Raw genomic sequence first — 12791 nt, 5'->3', positions numbered from 1 at the left:
AGACCTTCAACTAATAGATATACAGATGAAGTTTGGTATTGTAATATATAAGCATAGTCTGCTGCATGAAAGGATGTTTCTAATGGACGCATTTCCACAGATATTTTGTAGAGTCTCCAACAAAGGATGTTAATAGTCCGCAAGCAGCCAGCCATATCGGCACAGGCAGTCCGTAAACCGGAAAATCTGTAGGTATTATCACCGGAAGGTAGAATAGTATCCGATACAGGAAAGCCTGCATTGAAGGCTTTGGGAGCATGGACATAAGAAGTATTTGCGGGGATTCTACAAAATCGAGACTGAGAGAAGCCTTTACCTGGAATTCCCCAAAGGAACGGAAGCCAGTACCTGAATATACTCTGAGAAACTACAAAGGTAAATGGACTAAATCCATAAAAAAATATCCAGTTTATCATTTGTGATATCCCAGAATCCGCGTTTCAGAAGTATCCGGAATATTTGAAAAATATGCAAAAATCCCATCCCAAGAGCCTGTGAAAAAATTTCTGTAAATTAGACAATACAAAGGTCTTCTATGATAAAATATTAAAATCATAGCCTGCAAATAAAAAGTCAAGTCAAATTTTTTTAAGATATCCAAGAACTTATAAACACAATCCTCTTGTGGCTTTGTTTTTATTAATATATCCATGACTTGAAACAGAGTTTTACGAAGTTCAGAAGATCCTCGTTTGGTAGTAGGCACGCTTTTTTGTGCATAAGAACCTGATTCATTTACACCGGGATCAACACCCGCAAAAGCGGTGAGCGCTCCTTTGTGAGTAAAGCGTAACACATCTCCTATCTCTGCCATAAGCTGGGGACCAAGAGATGGACCTACACCTTTCATATTCATAACGACAGGAAATTCTGGGAGTTTTGATGCTGTTTTATACATGATGCTTCGAAATTCTTCTACAGTTTTAGAAACAACCTTAAGTTGATCAATGGCTTGTTTAAGAATAAGTTTGGTAATCTCATCTTTTGGAAGTATAGGAACAAGTTCCTTGGACAATCCGTAGATTTCTTCAGCTTTCGATTTGCCGAAGTTATACTTCTTACGTTTGCACCAATTCTGATAGTGCTCTGTGAAGGCATTTAAAGACATTTTACGAATACAGTCCGCATGCCAGTAAGAAGATGCAAAATCAACCCATTTCTGGCTACCATCACTACGTGCGGGGCTATCAAAGAAGGTGTTTACTCCAGGGAATGTTTGGTCAAGAATACCGATGAGATTATTTTTCATTGCTGTCTTGTGCTTCATGTAGAAACCAAACTGGCGATTCATAGTTTTTAATTGGTTGCGCATTACATCCGTAACACTATGTGGTTTGACGTTGTCCCACTTGTCAAGGGCATAGCGGGCAATCTTAACAGCGTCCGCTTTGTCAGATTTGACTTTTCTGAGACTATCATTATCAAAGTCTTTGATAAGTTTAGGATTTATAGCACAAGTGAAAATACCGGCATTTGAAAGCTGATGAGTCAAGGCTTCATAATAGCGTCCTGTATGTTCCATTATAACACGAGATTCACCGTCTACGGACTTAATCAGATTTACCAATGAACTTATGTCACTGGAGGATACCAATTGCTCCATCATTATACAGCCTGAGCAATAAGTTTGATAATTCCTTACTGGCTGTAAGGGTTATTAACCATAAACTTATTGTAGTAGAAGGCCTTTTATTATGGCAAACAGAAAAAAAGAAGTTTACAAACCAAAACCAATGACCGAAAGAAAAAGAAATCTTATCCAGGGACTGCTCCAGGAGTACGATATCCAATCTGCAGAGGATATTCAGGATGCACTAATAGATCTGCCTTCCAGAACAATTCAAGATATGCTTGAAACGGAAATGGATAATCATCTTGGTTATGATCGCTATGAAAAATCTGGTGAGCCTAACTACCGCAATGGTACAAAGCCTAAGACAGTTCGTAGTAAATACGGTGAATTTGAGGTAGATGTGCCTCAGGATCGCCAGAGTTCCTTTGAACCGCAAGTGCTTCCAAAGCGTCAAAAAGATATTTCTTCAATTGATGACAAGATTATTGCAATGTATGCAAAGGGGATGACCACACGACAGATTTCAGAGACCATAGAGGATATTTATGGTTTTGAAGTAAGTGAAGGCATGGTATCCGATATCACAGATAAGCTTCTCCCAAGAATTGAGGAATGGCAGAATCGTCCGCTGTCACCTGTATACCCAATCGTTTTCATTGATGCTGTACATTTCTCTGTACGCGATGATGGGGTAATCAGAAAGCTGGCAGCATACGTGTTACTTGGCATCAATGAAGACGGCATGAAAGAAGTCCTAAGCATTGTCGTGGGCGAAAATGAAAACAGTAAGTACTGGCTGTCTATATTGAACAGCCTGAAGGATCGCGGATTCCAGGATATTCTCATCCTCTGCTCAGACGGATTGACCGGAATAAAGGATGCAATCTCTGCGGCATTCCCTAAAACAGAACAGCAGCGTTGCATCGTACATATGGTGATAAATACGCTTAAATACGTTGCAAACAAGGATATGAAAGCATTCGCAAAGGATTTAAAAACAATCTACACCGCAGCGGATGAGGAGGCTGCCAGGAAGCAGTTAGAGGCTGTAACCAAGAAATGGTCTGATCAATACCCAAGCGCCATGAATCGCTGGCATGAGAATTGGAACGCGATATCTCCAATCTACAAGATTTCTAAAGACGTACGTACCGCATTTTATACCACAAATGCCATTGGATCATTGAATTCCTGCTATCGTAGGCTGAATAAACAGCGCAGCGTCTTCCCAAGCTCACAAGCGCTGATGAAAGCACTATACCTGAGTACTTTCGAGATTGCCAAAAAGTGGACAATGCCGATCAGAAACTGGGGAAAAGTTCGTGGTGAATTAGAGATTATGTTTCCAGACAGGATGCTGATATAGCAAAAAAAGCTGGAATATCAAGAGTAAATATACGCCCAGATTTTTCTGGGCGGTCTGTCAAGAACTTTTGAAAATGTCACTTTTTATTGTTCAGTTTCACTTGAGAAAATGTCACTTCTGTAAAAGGGCTTTTGCCCTTTTACGAAGCAGACCGCTGTTTCTCAAAGAATAGTTCATATAAAAATTTTAGCGACAGGTTGTAATCTTCCATCCACCAGATGGCTTTCCATTCATCGCTGCTATGGCGTAGCTGTAAATGGGGTTCTACGGTTTTGACCACCTTTTTGGACACTTTTATGCTGGCATTCTTGTTTTGTGGCTTTAGATACCGTATGGTTTCGTATATGCGTCCTCCATAAGCAATACGAATCCCATACCGGGGATTGAGGAGCACCTCGATCTCCCTTCTCGCATTAATAATCGGAAATCCTTCGTCTAAGATCTGGAAACATCGGTTTTTGAACGAAAAGGTTCCAGCTGCATCGGTCTTCCTTTTATGCTTCACACAGAGAATGGTATCAATATCCATTCCTTCTGCCAGAGGAACGAAGATAGATTCTGCTTCTGGCTCAACGGAAAACCTCTGATTGAACAGCTCTTTGTATTCTTCTTCCAAGAAGCGGTTGGCATCTGCTACGGTGGTGATTCCACGCTTAGCGAATTCGACGGGGAGACGGCTCTGTAAGGTTATCCATAAACGTTCAATGCGCCCTTTGGCCTGTGGCGTCTTCGCAAAAATCAGGTCTATTCCCAGTTCATGCATGGAACGTCCAAACTGGGTCAGGTGGACCGTCTTTCCGGCGATCAGTTCATCCATGGTGAGCTTTCCTGTTTTTGGGGAACGGAAAATGGTGTGGTTGTCTGAGTAAATGGTTTGAGGGACACCAAAGTCCACACAGCATTGGCGCATCGTCTCGAGGTAGCCATAAAGGCATTCGTTCTGTGTGAGGAAAAGACCGACGACATTGCCCGTGGCATCATCAATTGCCCCATGGAGGGCGTATTTCGTGTTTCCGCCAAACCATTCATAGGGAGTAGCATCTATCTGGATGAGCTGGCCGGGGTGTGGTTTTCGCGTCCGCCGGGGTGTGGTTTTCGCGTCCGCCGGGGTGTGGTTTTCGCGTCCGCCGGGGTGTCCGGTGACGGATTTTTTTCTTTTTGGGGCTTTCAAAACCTGCATTTTTTAGTATACTGGAAAGTGCAGAATAGGAAAGAGCGATTCCAAAATCTGCGAGCAGTATGTCTTTGAAATGGAGGAAGTTGGCCCTAGACAATTCCGGGCGGGAATAAATCTTAAGGACAGCTTCCTTCGTTTCATCTGTAACAGCGTGAGCAGGCTTTCTACCAGTATTTTTATGAATCAGTGATTGTATATTACGATGAAAATGTACCCCTGTTCCGGAGGAACGGATACCGCAAGTCCGGGACTATGATACCGCAAGTCCGGAATAGAGATACCATACTTAGCAGATTGTTACCTGCGAGTTTACTCGCTTAATGCAGGATCTAATCCGTATACTTCCCGCATGGATCTATAATTCGCCGGATCTGTCGGGATAATGTTGATCTTGTATGCATCATGTTTGATGCGGTCCAAAATTGCTTCCGAAAGAGGGCTGTCATCCCCGCCCAACTGATCGTACCATCCACTGGGATCATACTGGGAACAGAAGATGGTGGATGACCTCCTACGTCTCCTATGGAGTAGTTCCAGAATGTCATGCTGTTCCGATTCTGTAGGCTTCAGCAGAAGCCATTCATCGATGATCAGCAAGACTGGATTGGCATATTTCCCTTGGACTTTCTTATATGTGCCGTCATTGCGTGCCATCTCCAATTCGAGGAGCAGATCCGGAAGACGGATATATTTCGTCTTGTAGCGCTGTTTACAGGCTTCCATCCCGAACGCGCAGGCCAGATAGGTCTTCCCACTCCCAGTAGCTCCTGTGATAAAGAGATTCCTATGCTCTACGATATATTCACAAGTTGCAAGCCGTTCGATCAGTGGCCGGTTCAGCTTTCGCCCGGAAGTATAATTGATATTGCCTATGTATGCGTCCGGCTGATCAAACCCGGCATTGCAGATCAGACGTTTCAGACTGTTGCTCTTACGGTTGCTGTATTCGATATCCACCAGCATCCCGAAGCGATCCTCAAAAGGAATCTCTTTCATCCGGGGGTCTTCCATCTGGTTACGGAATGCATCTGACATAGAAGTCAGGCGCATTTCAATGAGCTTATCTATGGTGCTTTGTGTAGTCATGATTCCTTACCTCCTGTAGTAATCAGCGCCTCTTGTAAGCGCATGGCTGCTCTTTGCTGGTTCTGTATGGCTGCCAGTTGTCGGCTCTTTGTCCAACTTCTCTGGCTGGTCATTTCCGGTATCAAGGATGTTCTTGATACTCTTATAGCTGGGAGCTGCCGTAAAAGAGAGTGCCTTCCGGCAGGCAGCTTCCAAACGGTCTACAGAATATTTGTCGGCCAGTTTTAAAAGCCCCATACAGCTGCGGTAGGACTGTTGTTCTACACGTTTGGAGGTAAGGACCGCATCTACAACCTGATAGGTACTGGAGCCGATCCGCTCTGCCCATTTGCGGAAACGATCACCGTTCCATTCCAGATATTGCTGGTGGGAAGCCGGCATGTGCTCTGTAACTGTGCTGTATTGTCCCTTGCGGCCGTAAAGCCGGCGATGGGACGCGATCCTGTTATGGTTGTAAAAAATCTCAATGGTTTTATCTGTAACCCTCACATCAACTTTGCGTTTTATATACTCATAAGGGACTGAGTATAGCATTCCGGCAAAAGATATGTGATAATTGAATTGAACGGTGGCTTGTTTCCATTCCGCCAGTTCATATGGGGTAGCAGGTAACGGTGTCAGCAATGGCAGTTCTTCATCGCGGAAGATTTCGTATCGGCTGCCCTCTTTCTTTTGGAAGGGACGGCGGCTGAAAGAGTCCAGTTTCTGACGGATTGCCTGGTTTAATTCGCTGAGAGAAAAGAACTGCTCATTACGCAGGGCAGCTGTGATCCAGGTGGAGATATTACCTACACTGCCCTCGGCATTTGGCTTATCTTTAGGGGCCCTGACGCGGGCTGGAATAATAGCTGTGCCATAGTGCTCTGCCATTTCCTGATAAACAGCATTGATCCGCTGGTCTTTCCAGCCCTTGTTGTGATCCACGGCAGTACGACAGTTGTCCGGCACGAGGATCTTTGCAACACCGCCAAAGTACTCATACATGTGGACATGTGCAGCGATCCATGACGGTTGCTTTTCATCCCTGAATGCTTCTACGTATGGGTACTGGCTATAGGTCATTACTCCTACAAAAATGTGAGCATCCAGGATCTCGCCAGTATCTGGATCAATGATATGCGCCGGATCTCCGGCCCAATCTACCTCAACCTGTTCTGCAGGCTTGCGATTGATATGCATGGTAGCACGGCGTCTCTGTTCATCCTGCTGGATGTAATAGCAGAATTGAGAGTACATAAGTGGCTCATCTCCGGCAAGACGGCATTCCTCAAGATACTCTGTCCAAAGGAGTTTCTTGTTCACTCCATTACGGAGAAGCTCTTTGCGGATGTGATTATAATCAGGCATCCGCTTTGATGTGGCAGGTTTTTCTTTTGCATCAGAAAAAAGCAGTTTGTTAAGGACTGGATCCGTCAGCTTAGGATCCAGAGGCCATGAAAGGCCCTGCTCTCTTGCGGCCTTCAGTACTTTATTGACTGTTGTTTTAGATGCGCTGCAGCTGAGAGCAATGTTGGTTTGGCTGAGACCTAATCCAGACAGTCGGATGATCTCACGATACTTGGTCATAAGAGGTGACCTCCTTTGTAATGTATTTACGCTTCAAAGCGCATAGATACATTATAAAGGAAACGGTATCATTTAGCTGGAATCTCGGTATCCAATGCCCGGAATGGCGGTATCCACCAAACCGGATTCGCGGTACTGTGCCTCCGGAATGGCGGTTTAAAAACGCCCGGAATACTCAAGTGATTCAGCGCCAGAAGTAAGGACCCCTTTCTTTAAACGTGTAATCTGGCGGGTAGAAAGGCCAAGAAGTGAAGCTGCCTGTTGTCTGGAAATAGACTTGTCGATGAAACGATTGATGACAGTAAATGTTTTTAGTTGTTCTTGTGACAATGAAATTTTACCTTCTTTCATAACTTTTATAGTTTATCAAAAAGGGAAAAATCTCAAGTGATTCTTAAGGAGACATTATCACAAGTTAATAACAAGATTTTTCTGGGCGGTCTTGACATGCCAGCTTATTTTTGCTATTAAATAAACAACGGCTCAACAGCAGAAAACTGCTGTCAAGCCGCATCTATTATCATAGAAGATCTGAATTTACAGAAAAAATTTCACACCGTCCTTCAGGAAGTATTTTATCCGTGATCTTTCTGACCATCTCCGCTGATATTTCAATGCCGTAGATGTCCTTGAGCTGGTCATGGATATCCCTTGTGTTCATACCGCGGCCATAAAGAGAGAGCACCTTTTCCTCTATGCCAGAGATGTCGCGTTGATATTTAGGGATGAGTTTCGGCTCAAATTCCCCTTTGCGGTCTCTGGGAATATCTACCTGGAATTCTCCATACTGGCTTTTGAGAGTCTTTGGAGAATGTCCATTTCTCTTGTTGTCAGTAGACAGCTCCCCTTTTTGATTTTTCTCATATCCAAGTGTGGCATCCAGTCAGCTTCCATAAGTTCCTGAAGAATATCCTTAAAACTGTCTTTCAGGAGTGCGTATATATCTGCAACGCTGCTAATGTTGTTTTCTGAAATAATCTGTCGTACAGCCTTGTACGGCCTTGAAATTTCCAAGGAATACTTAATACAAGGCTCTGAATCGTGTACTTTCAAACAGGTCGTTCCCTGAATAACATCAGCATACCGTGCAGTTTAAACCGGAATAGCGTCATATGATGACTCAAAAACTGCGCTTAATGGTAGGAAAAAATATAACCACCATACTAATAAACCGATCGAACGATTTGCAACCCGTGAGTATATCGAAGAGCGCCAAAATTTGTTCAAAACTGGTGCCACAGGAAGCGGTAAGACCTATATCACCTGCGCTTTTGGCATGGAGGGCTCCAAACTACGGACAGACCTTTTTACCTCACCGGTATATCCAATTATGACTAAAATTCCCCCAATATTAACTTAACCATCTCTCCAAATTTATTTAGTTTTACTTATTTTTAAGGCTTATCCGCCCTTCTATTTCTTTTAAACATATTAAAAAACAAAATAATTGCCTTTCTATTTATTGTAAACAACAATAGGAAGCAAACAACAGACGTCACATACCTGAGCATGCTATCCAAGGTAATCATCAGTATACACTGGCCTGTTAAACCAAGCATTGATACAAGTACTCGACCAACATGAACATTAAACTGTATATATTTCTGTGAATCAATCATTCTAAAAACAAATACAACAAAATATGCTATAGCTGTGGCTATTACAGCTCCTTGAATTCCTACCACAGGTATAAGAGTTGCATTGAAAATGATGTTAATTGCAGCAGCTATTATTGTGGTTAACATTATACTAATATTCTTTTTTGCAGATGTGTATATGGCTCCAAAAAAAGCAGCATAAGATTGGAAAATACTTCCAAGTAAAAGCAACGGAACATATTGCCAGCTTTCTGCAAAGCTAGATCCCACATAAATCTGCATAAATGGTTTTATTATAAGAATAATCCCTGATGCTACCATAACCAGCATGCAATTAAATACTGCAAATATTCTAGAATAAAAATTTCCATCTCTTGTTGTATCAAATTCTGACACCGAGGAAATAATCCACGCCTGGTTAAATATACTTGTAAGCGTTGTAAGAATTGATGGTATTTTAGATGCTACAGAATAAATACCAGAAGCCGATGCTGAGCCAAAATATACTATCATTACCTTATCAGACGAATTAATAATCCACCACGAAACACTATTTAGAATCATAGGTAGGGAATAAAACACCATATCTTTTAACAATTTTTTATTGATATGGCTATTTTTACAACTCCCACATATGTCCCCAAAAAGGCACAGTAAAATTATTGATCCAACTGTTGAAATGATTATTGCATTGAAATATCCCCTAAGTCCCATTTTAGCTACAGATAAAAGAAGAATGTTGCTTATCATAAGGAGTAATGTATATAGAATTGAATCAATAGCAAAAAATTTCGTTTTTCCTACTGCTTTTAAATAAATTGAAAGTGCATTACGTACCATATAGACAACGGTCAAAACCATAAGGTACTTTGTCCATCCATCTATAGCTTCATACAATCCCATAATAGGATACAAAACGCAAGTTACAATTGATCCTACAGCAAGAATTAAGATAGTATTTTTTAATACTTCACCTGATTTGTTATTCTTATCCAATGTATATCTTAACGTAGCATCCTGAATAGAGACAGATACAAATGGTATAAGCAAATTAGTTCCTGTAATTACAAGTTCGCTAATGCCATATTCTGTTGTTGTAAGGGCATTAGTATATAGTGGCATGAGAATGAACACTAAAAATTTTGATCCGAGATTTCCAAGTGCAAATAAAAATGTGTTCACGATTAATTTATAGTATCTATTATCTTTATGTACCACTATATAATTTCCTCCTGCCCGATAGTCTCTACTTGCACTATCTTAGAACTAATTGTCTTAATCCATCTATCTGCTTAATATAAGAATCCATTCCTTTATATATCTGCATTATCTCAACCTGACTCTCCTCTAGTTTCATAAATGCATCCAACAAATCATTCCTACTCTTCAAATGCTTACTGTCAATAACTGTATATTCTGGCATACCTATATCTCCAGCAATTCCCCTGGCTTTTACAGAGTAACCAAGCGCGATGCAAGGAACATGAGTACTGTATGCAGAGATAACAGAATGAGTGCGCCCGCCCACAAAATACTTACATTTTGATATGGCATATCGAATTTGAAGATACGACATCTTTTCCGAATCTAATACATGAATTCGATTTCCATATTTCATCATATACTTTGCAATAGATCTTCGATCATCCTGCTCTTTCCAGAAGACGTGTGGAATAAAACAAACTTCCATCCCCTGCAATAATATATAATCAATAAGCCTGTTCATGTTTTCTTTAAATAATTCATCTATATCTGTAAACGGACTAAAATTAACACCAACGACATCTTTATCAAAATATTCTGGCAGTGAACACTTTAAAGGCTTAAGAGAAAATGCTGGATCTGGATAGAGATAATTACTCAAACCTGCTTCTGCCATTGTCTTTGCTGAAATGGTTTCACGTGTGATTATCAAGTCATAATTTTTCAATCCATTAACAACTTCCTTTGTAAGGAACTTCTCTTCCATTGAAACACCAAAAAGAACTGTTTTGATTCCTTCCTTTTTTGCTTTCTTCACAATAAGGTTTGGTAACTCTGCTGTACCTTCATAGCAATAGATATCACCACCTGTAATAAAAATTACATCATCGGTTTTCGCATAGCTTACATAATAACTGCTCATTACTTGATTATAAAAAAAGGATATTCGCATTTTCTGTAACACACGGCTTACCAGTCTTGCAACTTCCACAACTTTACTCTGCTTTGTATACCGCAGTTCTCCTATTTTATTTAATTCAAGTCTTGAATCTTCTTCATAATCGTATGGGGATATATCAAATAAAATAAACTGGTTCTTTTTTAATTTCATAATATTAGCAATACCCCGTGCTATACCTTCACAACCACGATTTCCGCTTCCCAAATGGTATGGTAATAATATTCTCATCTCAAAAACATCCTTTTAATATAATCTTTGACTAAATTTTCACTTTCTTTAGTGGCACAAGTTTCAGAAAGTCATCTATTTTAGATTCATTAATCTCTATCTTGTGCCAGCCTTTGATTCTTTCTATAATTTCTTGGTCAAATTGAGAATAATCTATCTGTTCTAATTTTTGGCATACTTCTGAGCTAAACCTATACTTAATAATCCTGTGGCCTGCATATATAGCGTAAGGTGGAATCTCACAGCTCACTACAGAACCTGCGCCTATGACACAACCTTGATGCAAAATAGCTCCTCCAAGAATTGTCGCTCCTTGACCAATCCAGACATCATCTTCAACAATGATACTGGTCTTCCTTTCCCATTCATACCATCGTTCATGATACTCATATATCTGCCATCCCCATGATGAGAAAAAACGATAATTATGGGGATTAATAATAAACTGAACACCTGGGGCTATCGAACAAAAATTGCCAATCTTTATTGTACGCACTGGGTTAGTACCGAGATTTATATTCAATTTCCCATAAGTCTTCTTTCCAACCGATACCTGCTGTTCATCAAAAAGAGAATTCGCACTTGTGAAATTATGGGGATTATGTTTCTTCCATTTATATTTGAAAATAACTTCTCGTATCTTATTCTTTATTCCGAACACCACTGCTACCTCTTTTCATACACACTATCACCACATACATAAGGTAATGAATTTCTTCTAGTTCTGATTCTTAACTGCTCTTCTATTAGGCGAATTATTAACGCTATAATATGTGCAGTAATCAGACCTGCATACTCCAAACGCCCTACTGCGAAATTTCCCGTCACATAGAAACTCAAATAATACATAAAAATGAAGATTGTGCTGATATGCAATTTCGGTTTTTTCAACCACCTACACATAAAAAATGACCAAGTCCATGTAAAACCAATACAGCTAAATATACCAAAGTCTGTATATATATATCCTAAATATGTAATAAATACAGGGCCGATATCAGGGTATCCTATTTCTGACTGTATATGCTCCCAACTGTATGCAGTTCCAAAATAGTGGTTCATTAGTCTTCCGATGATTGTCTCCCCATATGCAAAATTTTCTAAAGAACCTGTAATTTTACTAAATTCAATCGGTCCATGTCCTAAATAAAACGAAATATTTCTAAGCAACAGATTCCCTCCACCAGTATCTGTTGCAACTCTTGACATTGTAACGGCAAAAAAGAAAGAAACAACAAGCGCACAGCATACAGAGCACAAAATAATAAGCTTTCTTTTTGATCCACCACTCATATATTTGAAGAATGCCAGTATCATAAGAAACGAACAAAACACAAAAATAAGCAGGCCTCCACGCGCAGCATTTGCAGAAGCATAAATATAATAAATTGCAAAAGTCATTACAAGTAAACCTACTGCTGTCTTCACACGATGCCTTTCCTTAAACATAAGCAAAGCCACAAAAATGCTCATGTACTTAAATTGTGTACAAAGTTTGTAACATAAATTTGCAATAAAATTATTTGTTATTACAAGTATAGATTCATTATCGCTGTTCCCATATAGCGAAGATCGTAACGCTCCCAAGTCTGATATTCCTAATATATTTCTAATATTATCAAATGCAAATATAATAAAAACAAACGCCAGCAAAATGTAAATATATGCATAAAAGCTCATATATTGCTTTGCACCCTTTCTCTTTCCCATACTCCCTAAAGAAGAACCATGGTCAAAAACTTCGAAGGGTTTAAATGCAATCAGATTACATACAATAATCAGAAAATATCCCCACCATGTTGTATCTGATAAATCGTACCATCTATTATGCAATGTACTAAATCCAACCAAATCAGCCTGGTACACTTTACAGAACACACAGAAGACCGCCGATAGTGCATATTCACACCATAGCGCACAGTATATTATATTTTTTTTCTTTATTATTGATCTAATTGTAATTGCGCATGTAATGGCTGTGTAACAAGTTAAAAAAAACAAACCCAAACTATCACCACCTTCCTGCATATTCC

Annotated in this window: 7 protein-coding genes and 5 pseudogenes; 2 read left to right on the top strand and 10 right to left on the bottom strand. The window is 40.2% G+C overall.

From position 1 onward, the window contains the following. Positions 1-595: 595 nt before the first annotated feature. A pseudogene (locus CI595_RS07775) lies at positions 596-1588 on the bottom strand (IS110 family transposase); the annotation flags it as partial. A gap of 106 nt (positions 1589-1694) precedes the next feature. Between CI595_RS07775 and CI595_RS07770 the strand changes: the two are divergent. After that, complete coding sequence (locus CI595_RS07770; RefSeq protein WP_095172704.1) at positions 1695-2939, top strand: IS256 family transposase; 1245 nt, start codon at positions 1695-1697, stop codon at positions 2937-2939. A 139-nt stretch (positions 2940-3078) separates the two neighbouring features. Here CI595_RS07770 and CI595_RS07765 read toward each other — a convergent pair. From CI595_RS07765 to CI595_RS07750, 5 genes and pseudogenes are all read right to left on the bottom strand, one after another. Next, positions 3079-4309, bottom strand: a pseudogene (locus tag CI595_RS07765) (ISNCY family transposase); the annotation flags it as partial. Positions 4310-4425: 116 nt separating this feature from the next. After that, a complete protein-coding gene (locus CI595_RS07760) occupies positions 4426-5202 on the bottom strand; it encodes an ATP-binding protein (RefSeq protein ID WP_095172703.1) in 777 nt (258 codons plus the stop codon). 6 nt (positions 5203-5208) lie between these two features. Next, positions 5209-6768: an IS21 family transposase gene (gene istA, locus CI595_RS07755; protein ID WP_095172702.1), complete on the bottom strand. Its 1560-nt coding sequence runs from the start codon at positions 6766-6768 to the stop codon at positions 5209-5211. A gap of 177 nt (positions 6769-6945) precedes the next feature. Next, positions 6946-7119 (bottom strand): annotated as a pseudogene (locus CI595_RS27475) (ISNCY family transposase); the annotation flags it as partial. 211 nt (positions 7120-7330) lie between these two features. Then, positions 7331-7776, bottom strand: a pseudogene (locus tag CI595_RS07750) (transposase); the annotation flags it as partial. A 166-nt stretch (positions 7777-7942) separates the two neighbouring features. Here CI595_RS07750 and CI595_RS27070 point away from each other — a divergent pair. Then, positions 7943-8059: pseudogene (locus CI595_RS27070) on the top strand (ATP-binding protein); the annotation flags it as partial. Positions 8060-8162: 103 nt separating this feature from the next. On the opposite strand, the gene CI595_RS07740 reads toward CI595_RS27070, so the two are convergent. The 4 genes from CI595_RS07740 to CI595_RS07725 are packed head-to-tail and all read right to left on the bottom strand — an operon-like array spanning position 8163 to position 12786. After that, positions 8163-9584 (bottom strand): oligosaccharide flippase family protein, encoded by a 1422-nt coding sequence (locus CI595_RS07740; protein WP_095172701.1) that lies wholly within the window; start codon positions 9582-9584, stop codon positions 8163-8165. Positions 9585-9621: 37 nt separating this feature from the next. Next, positions 9622-10758 (bottom strand): polysaccharide pyruvyl transferase family protein, encoded by a 1137-nt coding sequence (locus CI595_RS07735; protein ID WP_095172700.1) that lies wholly within the window; start codon positions 10756-10758, stop codon positions 9622-9624. A 31-nt stretch (positions 10759-10789) separates the two neighbouring features. Then, complete coding sequence (locus CI595_RS07730; RefSeq protein ID WP_162291826.1) at positions 10790-11419, bottom strand: LbetaH domain-containing protein; 630 nt, start codon at positions 11417-11419, stop codon at positions 10790-10792. Positions 11420-11424: 5 nt separating this feature from the next. Further along, complete coding sequence (locus tag CI595_RS07725; RefSeq protein WP_095172698.1) at positions 11425-12786, bottom strand: O-antigen polymerase; 1362 nt, start codon at positions 12784-12786, stop codon at positions 11425-11427. Between the last annotated feature and the right edge of the window lie 5 nt (positions 12787-12791).

The sequence above is a fragment of the Blautia hominis genome (assembly GCA_002270465.1).
Taxonomy (GTDB): domain Bacteria; phylum Bacillota; class Clostridia; order Lachnospirales; family Lachnospiraceae; genus Blautia; species Blautia hominis.
This window is presented reverse-complemented; position numbering and strand designations above follow the sequence as displayed.

Bases quoted from the DNA above. Each gene is read 5' to 3' on its own strand.
- istA (WP_095172702.1), bottom strand. From the start codon at position 6,768: ATGACCAAGTATCGTGAGATCATCCGACTGTCTGGATTAGGTCTCAGC.
- CI595_RS07770 (WP_095172704.1), top strand. From the start codon at position 1,695: ATGGCAAACAGAAAAAAAGAAGTTTACAAACCAAAACCAATGACCGAA.
- CI595_RS07760 (WP_095172703.1), bottom strand. From the start codon at position 5,202: ATGACTACACAAAGCACCATAGATAAGCTCATTGAAATGCGCCTGACT.
- CI595_RS07735 (WP_095172700.1), bottom strand. From the start codon at position 10,758: ATGAGAATATTATTACCATACCATTTGGGAAGCGGAAATCGTGGTTGT.
- CI595_RS07725 (WP_095172698.1), bottom strand. From the start codon at position 12,786: ATGCAGGAAGGTGGTGATAGTTTGGGTTTGTTTTTTTTAACTTGTTAC.